10 protein-coding genes and 1 pseudogene are annotated in these 16,668 nt (G+C 60.0%); 1 reads left to right on the plus strand and 10 read right to left on the minus strand.

Features of this window, described 5'->3' with window-relative positions; genetic code table 11:
• Positions 1 to 331 precede the first annotated feature (331 nt).
• Positions 332 to 1,522 carry an autotransporter outer membrane beta-barrel domain-containing protein gene (locus OUZ52_RS02185; RefSeq protein WP_266156666.1) on the plus strand — a complete coding sequence of 397 codons (1,191 nt, stop codon included), beginning with the start codon at positions 332 to 334 and terminating at the stop codon, positions 1,520 to 1,522.
• Between the two features lie 188 nt (positions 1,523 to 1,710).
• Here the strand turns inward: OUZ52_RS02185 and OUZ52_RS02190 are convergent, their stop codons facing one another.
• From OUZ52_RS02190 to OUZ52_RS02235, 10 genes and pseudogenes are all read right to left on the minus strand, one after another.
• On the minus strand, positions 1,711 to 2,178 hold the full coding sequence (locus OUZ52_RS02190; protein WP_266156667.1) for a hypothetical protein: 468 nt from the start codon (positions 2,176 to 2,178) through the stop codon (positions 1,711 to 1,713).
• 532 nt (positions 2,179 to 2,710) lie between these two features.
• Positions 2,711 to 3,886, minus strand: coding sequence for a hypothetical protein (locus OUZ52_RS02195; RefSeq protein WP_266156668.1), 1,176 nt, complete (start codon positions 3,884 to 3,886; stop codon positions 2,711 to 2,713).
• Positions 3,887 to 4,618: 732 nt separating this feature from the next.
• Positions 4,619 to 5,648, minus strand: a pseudogene (locus OUZ52_RS02200) (LacI family DNA-binding transcriptional regulator).
• A gap of 1,028 nt (positions 5,649 to 6,676) precedes the next feature.
• Positions 6,677 to 8,038, minus strand: coding sequence for a sensor histidine kinase (locus tag OUZ52_RS02205; protein ID WP_425493769.1), 1,362 nt, complete (start codon positions 8,036 to 8,038; stop codon positions 6,677 to 6,679).
• A gap of 211 nt (positions 8,039 to 8,249) precedes the next feature.
• Complete coding sequence (locus OUZ52_RS02210) at positions 8,250 to 9,590, minus strand: sigma-54-dependent transcriptional regulator (protein ID WP_266156670.1); 1,341 nt, start codon at positions 9,588 to 9,590, stop codon at positions 8,250 to 8,252.
• A 96-nt stretch (positions 9,591 to 9,686) separates the two neighbouring features.
• Positions 9,687 to 10,130, minus strand: coding sequence for a PDZ domain-containing protein (locus OUZ52_RS02215; RefSeq protein WP_266156671.1), 444 nt, complete (start codon positions 10,128 to 10,130; stop codon positions 9,687 to 9,689).
• Positions 10,131 to 10,246: 116 nt separating this feature from the next.
• Positions 10,247 to 12,052: a DUF885 domain-containing protein gene (locus OUZ52_RS02220; protein WP_266156672.1), complete on the minus strand. Its 1,806-nt coding sequence runs from the start codon at positions 12,050 to 12,052 to the stop codon at positions 10,247 to 10,249.
• A 441-nt stretch (positions 12,053 to 12,493) separates the two neighbouring features.
• Positions 12,494 to 13,708: an ABC transporter permease gene (locus OUZ52_RS02225; RefSeq protein WP_266156673.1), complete on the minus strand. Its 1,215-nt coding sequence runs from the start codon at positions 13,706 to 13,708 to the stop codon at positions 12,494 to 12,496.
• Between the two features lie 244 nt (positions 13,709 to 13,952).
• On the minus strand, positions 13,953 to 15,275 hold the full coding sequence (locus tag OUZ52_RS02230) for an ABC transporter permease (RefSeq protein WP_266156674.1): 1,323 nt from the start codon (positions 15,273 to 15,275) through the stop codon (positions 13,953 to 13,955).
• Positions 15,276 to 15,401: 126 nt separating this feature from the next.
• Positions 15,402 to 16,655, minus strand: a complete 1,254-nt coding sequence (locus OUZ52_RS02235) for an ABC transporter permease (RefSeq protein ID WP_266156675.1) — start codon at positions 16,653 to 16,655, stop codon at positions 15,402 to 15,404.
• Positions 16,656 to 16,668 lie beyond the last annotated feature (13 nt).

Consider the following 16,668-nt stretch of genomic DNA (forward strand, 5'->3'; position numbering starts at 1 on the left):
CGCGAGCGCAGATACATCGCCTGCATCCAAGGTCATTCGACAGCCAGCCGCAAGTTTACAGGCGCAACAGCGACACCCTCGTCAATACGCCCTATCCACTGCGAGTCGGCTCGCCCGATTTGTGATTGGCGCACACATAAATTTGGCAAAGCATTGGAGATACTTCCTGGATGTCACACCCAGTGGCGACCATCGAGAGAAGCTTATGCTGCCCCCTATCCGCGACCTGGCCCCATGGTGCGAGGCCATGGATCGCGCTCCCCGCAAACAGCCAGTTCTACTTCAAACCGTCATAAAAGCAGCGCACCTGTGTGCCAGAAGCCGCGCATGGATGATGATCGGCGCGGCCCTGGTTGTGCTGCCGCTGTCGGCAATTGCCGGTGGTAACGGCGCAGCAACACCGTCGCCATTCATGCCGCAGCAGGCCGCTTCGTTCAATCAGTTTGGTGGCTCGTACAATCAGCTGGCGGTGGGCACGGCGTTGCAATCGCTGCCCGCTCGCAGTGCATTGCGCGCATCGCTGCTTAGTCAGCTCCCGGCCGACGGCGCCAGCGGCCGCGCCGAATACGACCGTCTTTCGGGCGAAATCCATGCCTCGGTCAGTACACAGATGATCGACGACAGCCACTTCGCGCGCGACGATGTGCTTGCCCGTCTCAGCCAAAGTTGCGGCGCGGACTGCGCCAATGGAAGCCACTTGTGGGCACTCACTTCGGCCGCGTGGAGCCGTCAAGGTAACGATGGCAACGCCGGTGCCGTAACGCGCGACATGGGCGGCGTGATGGGCGGTGTCGACACCCTGATTTTCGACAATGCCTGGCGCGTGGGCCTGCTCTTTGGCTATGCCCACTCAAACCTGGATGCGGATAGCCGCTACTCCACCGCCAGCACCCACGACACCACCTACGGTGCATACGCCGGCACGCAATGGGGCGCCTTGTCGCTCAAGCTGGGGGCGGCCTATGTACGCCACGATATTTCTGCGGATCGACTTATCCAGGCTCCCGGCATCGCCACCGGACACGCTCTGAGCAACTATTACGGCAACACCGCCCAGGTATTTGGCGAGCTGGGCTATCAACTGTCATGGGGCGCCACCGCGTGGCAGCCTTACCTGCAACTGGCCCAGGTGCACCAGAACGTCGAAGCGTTTCGCGAGGCCGGCAGCCTGGCAAACCTTTCCGGCCGCAGTCAGCAGGCCGACGTGACGTTCTCGACCTTGGGTGTGCACGTAACAGCCCATAGCTTTCAGCTGGGAACGGTGCCGGTATACGCACGGGCCGGTGTTGGCTGGCGTCACGCCATGGGCGATGTGGACCTGAATCACGACTTCGCCTTTCGCGATGGAAGCAGCTTCGGCGTGCGGGGCACCACCGTCAGCCGCGATATCGCCGTGGCCGATGTAGGCCTGGATTTCAGCCTGGCAGCGGATGCGATTTTCTCGCTGAGCTATAACGGCCAGGCCGGCAGCCAGCGCAGCACCGATCAAAGCCTGACCGCTGCGCTATCGATCCGGTTCTAATACCTGAGCAACCACACCAGCGCCGCCCCATCGGCGGCGCTGGCAGCAAGACCACTTCGTCGAAATCAGGGGCATGCTCGCAGCGCGTATCGATGTCTGTGCAAGGCCAGGAGCATGGCTTTAGATGGCGCCGGTCGGTCGATCGACGACGCCATCGACAAGCATGCATCGCTGCAACGGCCCCGGCGCTACCTGCAAATGTTTCCCCACACGACGGTATCTAGAATCGTGCCCTTGTCATCGGTCGTAATCTTCAGCACACAGCCATCGGTGTCACGCTTGTAATAACCCGTTGCCGCGTATTGATCCTGGTAGATCGGCACCGGAGCAATACCTGCGCCGCCTTGCGTAGTGCCGATAATTTCCGAGCCCACGTATGCCGAACCCGTCTTCACGAAGCTGCTCGTGTTGCTGGGCCGAAAATCGTTCCAGTCATATTCGGCCGAGGCACCGGGTATTTTTGAGAACAGCAACTGCTTGGGCAAGACCATTTGCGGCTTGCCGTAGTTGGCGATGGCAACCTGGATATTTTGGCCGATCAGCGTTCGCGCCTGCTTGGCGACGCCCGAATCAGCACCGGGTAACTGCGTCGCGCAACCCATCACAACGGCGCAAGAAAGCAAAATGACATATCTGATACAGCGGCGATCCAACATGCTCTGCTCCAATCCTGGGACTTCGACGATTTACCTGCATACAAAGACTCGCCCCTGGCCAATGGCGAACACCCTGGCCGGAGCAGCAACGCGATGAGTCGGTTTCTATTCGCAGTGGAGCCTCAAGGGAAGCCTCTGCATCGCCAAAGCATGCCGCAGGTGCCCGCCGACGATCAAGCAACGCGCCAGCACTCCGACAGCGGCCACGGCTTGATACTCGGCACCACGGCGCCTTGCATATGGCAAGAGTTTTTCAAGCGCCACAAATGAGCTGAAAGCCGAGATCATCCTCCTCACACAGCGGAGGACTTCGCTGGCGATTTATAGCTATGCCGCCGTGCGGGCAGGCATGCACGTCCTCGCTTTAAGCAAACCCGCGAGCAAAATGAATTTCCATCCATAGAAAAGCCGTCTCTCGATAGCGAGACGGCTTTACATCACTGGCGAATTGCTCGCATATGCAAAAGCGCCGAGGGGCTATACCCCTCGGCGCTCAGTTTCATGCAACGCAACAGCTTGTGCGCTTGAACGCTTAGTTCGACTCAGTGAACTGAATCGACGGCGTCGCTCCACCCGAAGCAGCGCATGCACCCAGGTTCAGATTATTGTATTCCCCAGTGGTGCCGCCGTTGGCCGGGCCCACGCAAGTCGGCGCATTGGTGCTTCCATCGTTCACCGAGAGCTTGACTGTCAGCGACGAGCCACTGTTGAAGTTTGCCGCGGCCGACTCCGAGCCGTCACCCACGATATTGAACTCCGACTGCATCCAGGTCGAGGCAATCTCAAGCGTGCTATCGCTCTGGCTAATCGCATAGGCGGTGGTGCCGTAGGTGAACGTCACCGTATCCAGCCCATTGGCAGAAGCCGTACCCGAGAGCTTCACCTTGGCGAGATTCGCGGCCAGAACATTGGGAACGGCTACCGCATCGCTATTGGTATAACAGCCATTGTATCCCTGGCTGAAACTGCCCCAGCCAGCGGGGCAAGTATCATTCGGGCCAATGAACAGCCAGTTCTGGATAAATGCCTGCGGATTGCCACCGCCATTATCCGTCGAGTAAATAAATTGCTGCCAGGTCGAGCAGGCGGCGTAACCGTTATCCGCGCAATACGGCGAGGTATTACCCAGTTGAACGACATCGTCGCTGATATTGGTATTGAGCTGCAGAGTATATTTATTTGCCCCATAGTTGCCTGACTCGGACTTCACGCCCTTCACCGTGGGAAAACTTCCCACCGCCGAGCTGGTCAGGTTCGCCGTCAAAGCGGAGTAATCATTGCCGGCACCGGCCTGGTTCGCAGTTTTACCCGTCATGGCCCTGCTGGCGATGCCGCCCATCACGCCTGGTTTGCCCAGGGTGGGCGGCGACGAGCGATATCCCGACACCTGGCCGCAGGTTTCTTTCTTCCAGATATGGTTGGGATAAGAAACACTCCAGCAGCCTGCTGCGGGTGGCCCGACCTGCTTGATGTTCTCGTGCCAGGACTGCAACGCCTGAGCCTGCGCTTGAACAGCGACTTCATTGCTTGCCTGCGCAGCAAAAGTAGCCGACAGCGGCATCATGCTCAGAAGCCCTGCAACGACTGCGACGTGGATCAAACTACGCACACCGAACTTGATTTTCGATTGCATGAATTCATTCTCCCGTTGATTTAGACCATTTCGGTTGGACTGATGAGTGCACCCCACTTCGGCACTCAGTAACAACTAACGCGAAACAACCCGCTTACCCCCCTATCTTTTTTCGTCACGCTTTAATCACTAATGTGAAAATGCTTTTGACATTTGACTCATCTTCTATGGCCTCAACGTTTTATCCGACCGCGTGACGATTTCATGTGATGCCAATGTTTTTTTTGCCACGCGCTTCACATACTCCCTCGCTTATTTCGCGATTTGCCGATCAGTCAACTGGTATGGATGAGATGAGCTTCACGTCATCTCATCGCGCGAGGCATAGGTGCTTCGTTGACCGAAGATCAGCCGCGAAAAAATAAACCTGGTGAAGGAACACGCGCGGCAGGACGACATCAGGTTGAATGCCTTGTTGATCAAGACATCTCGATTGAGACTTGCCTCAATCCATCGACACATGGGAACCGACCATCACTGAATCGAGTGAGGACTACACCTTCACGGCGTGAACAGCGACGAATAGAAGGGAACGACAGCCACGCAGCTGATGTGTACCAGCCATTTAGCCTGCGTGCCGGAACACTCACGTCGGGTCGATAGCAAATCCTATCGACCGATCATGGCCGGCAGTCGCAGCCGAATTATCGCGCCGCATGGAAGAATCCATTGAGGTGACTACTCAGCCGATAAAGGTGCCTCGCATGAAAAATGCAGGCATGCCAAACATCACTATGCCGTTTGGGCCAAAGCTACCAGCGAAGCATGCATATGGTGGGATATGCCCGGTGCTGAAGGCCGCGGAATTCAGCCCGTTCGATCTGCGGCCCTGGTGTGGCTTTTCCCGCGCGCACTTGAGCGACGCACCACCAACTTCACTGGCAGGATCGCGCTCTGCGCTGGTTCGTTGCGAATCAGGCGTAGCAGATTGCTCACCAGCATTTCGCCGGCCTGCTTGGTGTCTTGCACCACGGTGGTCAGGGGCGGGTTGACGAAACTGGCCATGGGAATGTCGTCGAAACCGGCCAGGGCGACATCTTGCGGCACGCTTAAACCATGCTCGCTCAATGCATGCATGGCGCCGATGGCAATCAAATCGCTGGCGGCGAATACCGCATCGAATTCCACATGCCGTTGCAATAGCGTTTGCATGGCTTCGTAACCGGAGCGTTCGGTGCTTTCCGCATTCACCTGCAGCATTTGCATAGCCGCGATAACGTTCGAAGAATTCCGGGTAATGACTCGACGCATCGCCGAGAAACGCGATCTGCCGGCAACCTTGTTCAAGCAGGTGCTCGGCGACCACCTGGCCACCATGAAAATTATCGCAGCCGATGGAAATATCCAGTTGATCGGGCAACACCGCACCCCAGCGGACGAAGCGTGTTTCTTGTGCGACTAGCTTGCCCAGCTTGTCGCAATAGGCCAGGTAATCGCCATAGCCAAGCAAGATGATGCCGTCGGCTTTTTTGCTATCGGCAAAATCGGCATGCCAATCGTGCGAAAACTGCTGAAACGAAATCAGCAAATCGTAATGCTGTTTTGCGCAGGCGCGGGTAATCGAACCAAGCATCGACAAGAAAAACGGATTGATATGCGACTCGTCGGCGGTGGGATCTTCAAAGAACAACAAAGCCAGCGTCCCCGAGTGCCGCTTACGCAGGTTCGATGCGTTCTTGTCGACTTTGTAATTGAGCTCATCCGCTGCCGCCTGCACCCGCCGCCGCGTTTCTTCGCTGACCTGCTGGCTGCCACGCAGTGCACGCGATACGGTGGCCTGGGAAACCCCGGCTCGGTCAGCAATATCGAAGGAGGTCGTTTTGCTCTTGATCCGCATATTGAACTGTGGTCTCTCCCCTGGCGTTGTCGCGATGGCCTTGGCTTGGCTGCCTTGGCTTTGGGAATGCTAGCGTGTTGTGGGGGATACGTCGCTTGGGTCGGGGGTGGCGTAGCTTTGTGCGTTTTGGTGGGCTGATTGGGGGGCGGGGCTGGCCGGGGGCGCTTGTTTGTGAGGAGGAGGGGAGCTGGTCGCCTGCGGCGGGTTTCGAACCCCTGCCGGGGTCCGAGTCACTTTCTCTTGCGTGGCCAAGAGAAAGTAACCCAAGAGAAGGCCATCCCCGCTTGTCGCCCTTCGGGTGCGTGAGGATTGGCCGGGCTTTTCGACAGGGCTCCTGCCCTGGCGAAAAGGACTCGGCGTCCATGCCGAGTCCCCTGCGGGCATTGTCGTCCAACCCTCACCGACGCACAGGGGCCCCTGACGTCAAGAGCAAAAGCTAAAGGCGACATCAAAAGCAGCGTGCGTTATTCGCGCTGATTCTCGACCTTGCGGCTTTTCCCCTCCCCCTACTTGTAGGGGGAGGCTGGGTGGGGGTGAGGGCTTGCGGCTAGATTGAACCCCTCCCCAACCCTCCCCTGCTAGCAGGGGAGGGAGTAGTGCCGCGGGTCGTGACGACACCGAACCTTTCATCATTCGGCGACTGCATGCAGTCGCACCCGAGTGCGCGCAGGACGCGCGCTGCTCTCGGGACCCCTATACCGCGGTGAGGCTGGGGCGACAGGCCCGCAGGGGCATCGACACGGATGTCGATGCCTTTTCGCCAGGGCAGGAAGCCCTGTCGAAAAGCCCGACCCAGCCTCACGCACTCGTAGGGCAGGATGCCCGTAGAGCGCGGTATGGGGGTGGCCTTTCTTTGGGTTACTTTTCTTTGGCCACGCAAAGAAAAGTGACTCGCCCTCCGGCAGGAGGGCGAAACCCGCCGCAGGCGACAATCCAGCCACACACCACCAAGCAAGCTCGCCGTAGGCGAACCACCTCGCCACACCACAACAAACCGCCTAACACCCGCCCAAACAAAATCAAAAAACTCAAACCGCCCCCGGCCCCAACGGCAACAACAAACTCACCCGCATTCCGCCATCCTCCCGATTCGCCAACGCAATACGCCCCCCATGCGCCTCGACAATCTCGCGTGCCAGCGCCAACCCCAGGCCCGTACCCGCCCGCTTCGTCGAATAAAACGGCAACAGCGCCTGAGCCAGCACCACCTCACTCATGCCCGGGCCACGATCGGCCACCTCAATACGCAGATCATGCCCAATGATCGCCAACGCCAAAGTCACGCCATCCTCGGCGCTGCCTGATTCGTGCGCGTTCTTGATCAGGTTGATCAGCACCTGCTCGATCTGCGCGGCATCGAACCAGCCGGGCTGTTCGGGCATGCTGCCGTGCAGGTGGTAGTGACAATGCAGCGCCAGTGCCTGCAGAAAAGACGGCCATTCGATACGTATCGGCTGCGGCGCCGGCAGCTTGGCAAAGCTGGCGTAGCCCGAGATAAAACCATGCAGGTGACGTGCGCGTTCGCCGATGGTGGCGAACACACCGGGCAGGCGCTCGATGTCGCCACGGCGTGCCAGCTCGGCACCGGAGTGTGCCAGCGAGGAAATCGGTGCCAGCGAATTATTCAGCTCATGGCTGATAACCCGGATCACCCGCTTCCAGGTCGCCACCTCTTGCCGCGACAACTCACGCGTCATGCGGCGGAACAATTGCAGGCGATGGGGCCTGCCCTGTAAGCGAAAGCTACGCTGGGATAGATGAAAGGTCTCTTCGCCGCCATCCATCTCCACGCTGAGCAAGGCATCCGCCGTGCTGCTTGCCGCGCGACGCAATGCTTCAGGCGCGTTCTCCAACACCGCGGCAAAACTCAGGCCGTGCAGGCTGCGCCCTTCGTTGAAAAGGTGGCGGGCGGCGATATTGGCATAGGCGACACGGTCACCGGCATCGGTCAGCACCAAGGCCACCGGCGTGTTTTGCACGACCGTGTCCAGCAGCAATTCGCGTTGCGCCAGATGCTGTCGCTGCTCTCGCAAGGTATGACCCAGCGCGTTATGCATGCGGATCAATTCACCCAGCTCATCGCGGCGATCCGCGGCGATGGAAAAACTGAAATCACCGTCACGATAACTGGCTACCGCGCCTTCCAAAGCGCGCAGCAGGCGGCTCAACGGCTGCATCACCTGATGAGCCAGCCAGAACGACAACGGCAGCAACAGCAACACGCACACACCCAGGCCGCCGTAAACGCCGAAAGGCGCCTTCGAAGGCACGTCCAGCGCCAGCGTTTTATGCAGCCATTGCAATACCTGCGGTAACGGCCATTGGGTAATCCCGACAAAAATCAGCGCGCCGGATACTCCGGCGACGCCGAGCAGCGCCGTCAGCCGCATCTGCAGCGTATTCAAACTAGCCGCCACGAGATCTGCCTGGCTGAAGTAGGCGTGGAAGCGGGTGACGGACCATGCACGGAGCGACTCCTAAAGACTCTGGATGGCTGGCATCTTCTACGCCAACTTGCCCGACAGCAACTGCCAACAGGCCCAGGCAACGCATCCAAGCGATACCTGGGCGCGCACCTCGTGGCGGTCACCCATGAAGCGATCAGCCTTGCACCACCAGCCCGTAGCGCTCCATCCGTCGATACAGCGCCTGCCGCGACAGGCCCAGCGCCTGGGCGGCACGACTGACTACCCCATCGGCCTTGTCCAGGGCGGCCTCTACCGATTCGCGGCTCGGCTCGTCGAGGTTACGCACGGCTGGCATGGCTTGCTGCGGCAGGTTGAGCAGCTCGGGCATGATGCGGCCATCGCCGGCCAGCAGCGCCGCGCGCTCGATCGCGTTTTTCAGCTCACGCACATTGCCCGGCCAGGCGTAGCCCAGCAAGGCTTCGCGAGCCGCATCGCTGAGCGCGGCGCGGCCGTTGAGAAAGTGCTCGGCCAGCGGCAGGATGTCGTCGCTGCGCTCGGCCAACGCAGGCAGGTTCACCTCGATCACATTGAGGCGGTAATACAGATCTTCGCGGAAGGTACCTGCGCGAATCATCGCCTTCAGGTCGGCATTGGTCGCGCTGAGCACGCGCACCTTGGCGTGTCGGGTACGACCCGAGCCCAGCCGTTCGAACTGGCCGGTTTCCAGCACGCGCAACAATTTCATCTGCCCGGACAATGGCAGGTTGCCGATTTCGTCGAGAAACAGCGTGCCGCCATCGGCCAATTCAAAACGGCCTTCGCGCGCCTTATTGGCGCCGGTATAGGCACCGGCCTCGGCACCGAACAACTCCGCCTCGATCAGTTCACCCGGCAGCGCACCGCAGTTCACCGCGATAAAGGCGCCGCGCTTGACCGGTGAATTGGCGTGGACGATCGCCGCGATGCGCTCTTTACCGGCGCCGTTTGGCCCGGTGATAAGCACCGGCACTTCCGAGCGCGCGACCTGGCAGGCCAGATCCAGCGTGCGTGCCATCGCCTCGGAGGCGAATACCAGGCCGTCGAGGTCATAGCGGCGCTGCAAATCTTCGCGGCGCTTGCGGCGCTCGTTGCGCGCGCGGCTGACTTCGCGCGTCGACTCGGACAACTCAAGCAGATTCTCGACCGTGGTCAATAGCTTGGTGTCATCCCAAGGCTTGGCCAGGTAATCGGCGGCGCCGGCCTTGACCAGCTCCACCGCGGTTTCCAGATGGGTCCAGGCCGTCAACAGGATCATCGGCAGATCGGCGTGGCGCTGGCGGATCGCGCGAAACAGCGCAATGCCCTCCTCGCCCGAGGTGGTATCGGCGGTGAAATTCATATCCTGAATCACCACATCGATGCGCTCGCGCTCCAGCAGCTCCATCCCCTGCTCCGGGGTCAGCGCGACCAGCGCACGGATATCGCGCAGGGATAACGCCAGCGACAGCGCCTCCCCCACGGCTGGGTTGTCATCGATGACTAGAACGGTACGCATTTTTTTTCTACACATGTCGACATGGATGCAGCTCCACGCCAGAAGGTTGCCATGAATGTGATGATTCGTCGCCGATAAATCTTCGCCGCCTCGAACTCAATGGGCATGAGGCAGCTCGGGCGGGGCCGGCGGAACAGGCGGCGACGGGGGTTCCGGCGGTACCAGCCGGGCGTAATCGGCGGCGGCCACACGGATCGTCTGCCTGTCCGTGCCACGTCGCAGGGTCAATGCGACCATCGCTGGCGCACTCGCTTTGAGGCGCTCCAGCAACTCACCGACATGCTTTACCGGCTGCTCATTCACCGCCTCGATCACATCGCCCTTTTGCAAGCCCCACAGGGGCTCTGGCCGGGTCCGGGTCACCGTGATCCCGGCGCCCTGCGCCGAGTCCATGGTCAGCACCTGACCATTACTGCGCCAGTTCATGCTGTCGCCGCTATCGCCGACATAGTTGAACCAGTCACCAGCCATGGCGATGGCCGGCATGATCATCGCCACGCCAAGCACGAGTTTCAGCCCTGCAAACGTGAATTGCCGCATATCGTCCCCCTGACAAGTTCTTGCACCCGTCGCTCATGCAACGGGTGCGTGAGGCTCAATGAACCGCTGCCGTCGCCAGTGCCTTCTTGTCGGCGCCGCCCTTATCCGCCATGTCTTTACTTAGCTGTGTCCTTATTCACCTTGGATGCGGCGATCCACTGGTTCACGCGTGTTTCGAGCACATCCAGCGGCAACGCACCGCCACCGAGAATCTCGTCATGAAAGGCGCGGATGTCAAAGCGCTCACCCAGCTCCTTCTTCGCCCTCTCACGCAGCTCAAGAATTTTCAGCTGACCCATTTTGTACGCCAGTGCCTGGCCGGGCCAGGAAATATAACGGTCGGTCTCGGCCTGCAGATCGGGCTCGTCCTGGCTGGAATGGGTGTGGAAGAAATCCACCATCTGCTGGCGTGTCCAATGCTTGTAGTGCACCCCGGTATCGAGCACCAGACGGTCGGCACGCAGCAACTCATCGGACAGACGACCGTAGTCGGACAGCGGGTCTTTGTAGAAACCGATGTCCTTGCCCAGACGCTCGGCGTACAGCGCCCAGCCTTCGATATACGCGGTGTAGCCGGCCTGCTGACGGAACGGCGGCAACGCAGGCAGCGTTTGCGCAATCGAGATCTGCATATGGTGGCCGGGAATCGCCTCGTGATACGCCGTCGACTCAATCGTCAAGGTGGTGCGATTGGCGAAATCGCCGGTGTTGATGAATACCTGCCCCGCGCGTGAGCCATCGGGGGTACCCTGGTGATACTCCGCCGCCGAGGCTTCTTTCTCGCGATAGGCTTCGTCCTGCACCACTTCGACCTTGGTCTTCGGCAGCAGGCCGAACAGCTTCGGCAACTCCGGCTGCATCTGCGCGATAAAGCCGCGATAGCGGTTAAGCAGATCCTCACGCGAGCTGGGGTGCAGCTTGGGGTTTTCTTTCATCGCCGCACGAAAACCAGCCAGATCGGCATAACCCTGCGCCTTGGCGATCGCGGTCATTTCTGTTTCGATGCGCTTGACCTCGGCCAGGCCCAACGCGTGAATGCGTGCCGGGCTTTCGGTCGTGGTGGTCATCTGCTCAACCTGAAAGCGATAGATCGCGTCGCCATTCGGCAACTGCCATATACCCGGCTGAGCGCGCCCGTGCGGGGCGTAATCCTTGGCGACAAACTCACCCAGCTTGCGATAGGCCGGACGCACTTCGTTGTCGATGGCGGCGATGATCGCCTCGCGCAAACGCTTGCGATCGGCCTCGGGCATGTTGTCGGGAAAATGCTTCAGCGGCTCGGCAAACGCATTCTCGGCGCCGGCGGGCTTGGCGATGTTGTCGATCTGCACCACGACTTTTTCCAGCAGGAATTTCGGCGGCATCAAGCCGTCGCGCAAACCCTGCTGCGCCATCGCCGTGGATTGCTCCAGCACCTTGGGCACCGCGTGCAGGCGCTGCAGGTAGTCCTCATACTGTTTGGCATTGTCGAAGGGAATCGAGCTGATTAACTCCGGCAGTTGCAGATGTATGCCACTCATCTGATCCAGCGGCATCTCGTAAAGTTTGAGGTCGACACCGCGCAAATTGTCTTTCAGCTGGCGCACCATCAACTGCTGATTGAGCGCGTCGTCGCTGGAAAAACCGCGCGTATCGATGGCTTCGAAACGCTTGAGAAAATCAGCAGTGACTTTGCGCTCGCTCTGCACATGCGCCAGCGAGGCATCGCTCCAGCGGTCGTTGTAGCGCAGGTCGCCCAAGGTGGTGGCGAACTCCGGCGAATTTTCCAGGTTGTGCTGCCACTGCTCAGCAAGCAATGCATTGAGCGCCTTGACCCGGGTTGCCACATCCACCTGCGGCGCTACAGGTGCTGTCTGCGCGACGGCAGCCAGGCTCACAGAACCCAACAAGCTCGCACAAATCAGCGTCGATAAAATCTTCATGTTGCCCCTTCAATGCATGGGTTCGGAAATCTCGATCAAATTCAGATCGGGATCGCGAACGTAAATGGAACGAATTTTCTGTGTCGCTCCGGTGCGTGGCACCGGGCCTTCGACGATAGGCCAGCCACAGCCTTGTATATGCGCAATAACCTGCTCCAGCGGTACTGCCGCCATAAAGCACAAGTCCAGCGCACCGGGCACCGGCAAATGCGCGCAGGGCTGAAACTCATTTGCAGCACATCGACATAGAAGCGCTTGGTCGCCTCGACATCGACGCAGGTCAAGACGAGGTGATCCAGATGATCGATAAGAGACATGGCACTCCCGGTCGAGACATGGCACCCATAGGCAAGTCGCAGATCATGCCAGCAGACGACCGGGTAAGGACACTGCCCTTTGCCATGCCCGCCATCCCTGCCGGCAGGGATCGGCGCCGGCGCTTCAGGCCGCACGCGTCGCCACTACCGGAGGCACCGCCGCCGCGCGCATGGCCGGGCCAAGCACCGCCAGTTGGCCCAGGCTCCATAACACCAACGCACCGATGGGCAGGTAGATCAGCGGCAGGCGCGGCAGTTCATAAAAGCGCATCAGCATCAGGTTCAAGCCAAAGGCCAACACCATGCCCAGGCCAATACCGCCACTGACGATGAGAAAATTCTCCACCTGGAAATAACTGAGGATATCGCGCCGGCGGGCGCCGATGGCGCGGCGGATGCCAATCTGCTTGCGCCGCTGCTGCACCCAGAAACTGGCCAGCCCGACAATCCCCAGGGCGGTCACCAGCAACAGCGCAAGAATCACCCCCACCAGCATGCCGGCCATGGCGCGGTCCTGGCGAAAGCGCAGCTCGCGCAACTCACTCAAGCTGCGGCTACTTTCTTGATCAAGTACGACCTCGGGGGCAATTTTCGCCACCGCGGCCCGCGCATCGCGCAAGACCCGTGGCAATACCTGTGGATCGGCGCGTAGCAAGTAGACACCGGCGAACTTAGGCCCCGGCTGAGCCGGTGCAAATACCGTCCACTCGGCTGCAGCCACGCCGCTCCCAGCCGGATCGGGCCGCACCAGGTTGGCGACGATACCGACCACGCGGAAGTGCAGCTTACCGGTCCAGAACTCCTTGCCCAAGGGGTCGGCACCTGGCCATAAATGTTCGGCCAGCGCGTGCGATATCAGCACCGAAGCATCCTCAGGCACGAAGCTGTTCAATGGCCGGTAATCTTCGGGCTGCAAGGTTTGCCCGGCGATCAGGCGTAATCCGAAAGCTTGCAGGCTGCCCGGCCCGCCGACGTAGAAATCGACCACGGCATTGGCTTTTCCGCTCGCCGGATCGGTGGTGATGCCTGCCGTACCGGCGTGCTCACCAAACGGCACCGCGTTGACCACACTGACCGACTGCATGCCCGGAATCGTGCGTAAGCCGGCCAGCACACGGGCATTGAGGTCGACCGCTTGCGATTGCTCAAAGCCCGCCAGCTTGACCACGGCCAGTGACGCATCGTCGACGCCGCTGTAAATGTGCATCAACTGCACGCGGTTGTAGATCAGGAAACAGGCATTGCAAAGCACCGCGCAGGCGAACGCGATCTCCAGCCCGATCAATAAGGTGGCGAGACGGTGCCGACTCAGCGCGGCGAGAATAGGACGGATCTGCATGGGTGCTCCTTAAAGCCTGTTCACGATCTCTGCGTGGCTCGCGCCACGGGCTGTTTGCCGGCACGACAAGAAAGAACGAAGAGGTGTACGTCGGTACACGACCGAGAGATGGCACGGTCGCGCGGACAAATAGACGCGGTTCGAAAGGTTGAGCTGCTGTGACCACCGTGCGCCTGTGCCATGCACTCCAGCCCGGCGGCCACAGCAACTCAACGCGAGACACTCAGAGATCATGAATCGGTTCTCACAGTGTCTTTAGTTGCAGACCGAGGGGAATCCTGCTGGCACGCAACGCGGGCAAGGCCGCCGCCAGCAGGCTGGAAAAAATCGCCAAGACAAAGGTGATCAGAAACATCGCAATGTCCAGATGTGCCAGGTCGGCATACGCCGCAGGCTGCTGCCGCACCAACCACAGCCCCAGCAGGGTGAACAACCAGCCGCCGATGCCACCCAGCAAACCAATCATCCCGGCCTCGACCAGGCATTGCGCGAACACCGCGCCACGGGTGGCCCCCAAGGCGCGACGCACGCCGATCTCGCCGCTGCGGCGCAAGAATTTGGCCAACAGCAGGCCAACCGTGTTGAACAAACAGATGGCCAGAAAGGCAAAGGACAACCAGGTTTGCAAACGCACGTCGCTCGGCACGACCTGGTTGTATTCAAGCCATTGCATCAGGTTGCGCAGACGGGTGTTGTCAGCATGGGTGAATCGTCCCAGTGTTTTTTGCTGCGCGGCATAGTCGGCCAGAAAGCGGGCATAAGCGTCGACCTTGGCAGGGTCGCGCAACTCGACCCACATCGTTATCCAGATACACGGGGCGTTTTCCAGCTTGCCGTAGTCCTCAGGCACAATCCAGCAATTGAACACCCCAAAACTACCTGCATTGATCTCCATCCCACTGAAGAACGGAAGATAAAGATCTTCGGGCTTGGCATAGAAATCAGCCGTGTTTCCATGCGCGAAGCGTCCGCCGGCAACGGCATAAAACTGCGGCGAGGGCCGCCACGGTTTCAGCACCCCGACAATGCGTACATCGGTGTCGCGCAAACGCAGCGTGCGGCCTACGCTATTGGCACCGCCAAACAGCTTGTCGTTGAGATGGGCTGAAATCACCACCACGCGCGCCCGATTTTCATCGTCGCTCGGCTGCCATGGGCCACCGTACTGAAACGGCACATCGAACATCGGAAAAAAATCGGTGGTGGTGGACAAGCTATGCGTGATCAACACGGGCAGATTCAAATCGGGCACGCGTAGCCTGACGTCGCTCTGCGCCAGCAAAGCTTGCCGATCGGCTCGCTGCGCGCGCCATAAATCGACCGCCGAGTGGTAATCCATCATGTCGCCCGGTTCGCGATGTTCGGCGCGCGATGTATCCGGATCGACCTGTGGATAGAACAGCATGCTGCTGCGAGCGGGAATAGGATCGCCCGAGAGCAGATGCATCACGGTCAGTGTCGTCATGCTGGTGCCAATGCCTACCGCGATCGCCAATACCATCAGCGCGGTAAGCACTTTGTTGCGCTTGAGACTACGCAACGCCAGATCCAAGTAATAACCAAACATATTCTCAACTCCGTCATCTGCTCTACGCACAGCTACCGTTGGCCCGAGCCCCGTCTCGCACAACCGCTTCGCGCAGGTTGCATTGCGTGACGCTGGGTTGCCTAGGCCGCTGCCACAAACGCACCCTTACACCGAACGTGTCGCCACGATCGGCGGCACCATCGACGCACGCCGGGCCGGAACGAATACCGCGGCCTGCCCTAGCAGCAACACCGCGGCCACCCCCAGCCACAAGTAACTCATCGGCATGCGTGCCATCTCGAAGCGCTGGATCAACAAGAGGTTGAGGGCCAACGCGAGCACCGTGCCGACGATCGCCCCACCGCCGGCGATCAATAAATTTTCGGTCTGGAAATAACGCAAGATATCGACGCGCCGCGCACCCACTGCGCGCCGTATCCCGATCTGGTGCTGGCGCTGACCGACCCAGAAACTGGTCAGCCCAACAATGCCTGCCGCCGTAACGCCAAGCAGGATGACGCACACCACGCCCATCAGAATCGCCATGCCGATATCGTCACGGTAGGCACGGGCGCGAATCGCCGCAAACGACTGCGACGGTGTTCTGATATCCGCAAACACGCGTAGTGGATTGACCTGATAAAGCGCGGCAGGCGCCGCCCGCATCGCTGCCTGCAGACGTCCCGGTTTGGCACGCACCGCATAGAACGCGAAGAAGCCCTCGCGCTGAATCGGCAGCAGCACCGAGTTATAGGCAAAGGTCTCCGTCCAGCGGTTGATTCCTGGTACCTGCAGCTGCTCTACCACGCCGATGATCGTGATGGGCTTGGGAGTGCCGGCCAGATAAACCACTTTGCCTACCGCATCGCCGTGCGGGAAAAGCAAGTCGGCAAGTGCCTTGGTCACGATGACGACCGGTGGTTGGCGGATATCGCGCAAACCCTGATGCAGGATATCCGCGTGGCTGAACGCGCGTCCCGCCAGCAAGCGCAAACCCAAGGTAGGCAATAACTGTTCATCACCTAGATAAAAGCTCACTCGCGCCGTCTGTTGCGGCTGATCCGGATCCAGGCGAATGCCTTCGTTCCAGCTGCTGTCGAGCAAGGGCATGCTGGTGGTCGGCGCCACTGACTCCACGTCCGGCAATTGACGCAACGCGGCCAGGTCCTCCTGCTGCATGGCGCCTAGTTTTTGCGCACTACCCTCAAGCTCTTCGTTCGGCGCGTTGACCCAGGCCTGCTGGATCAGAAACAGATCGCGCTCGACAATGCCGGTAGGCCGGTTCATGCGCTCGATGCGCTCGCCGATGATAAATACCGCGTTGCAGACAATCGCCAGGGTCAACGCGATCTGCAAGCCGATCAACACCACGCCGGCTTTATGTCGACGCAAGGCCCGGAGAATGGGAGATATGCTCATGGTCAGGCCCCGG

The sequence above is a fragment of the Dyella silvatica genome, assembly GCF_026283955.1.
Classification (GTDB): domain Bacteria; phylum Pseudomonadota; class Gammaproteobacteria; order Xanthomonadales; family Rhodanobacteraceae; genus Dyella_C; species Dyella_C silvatica.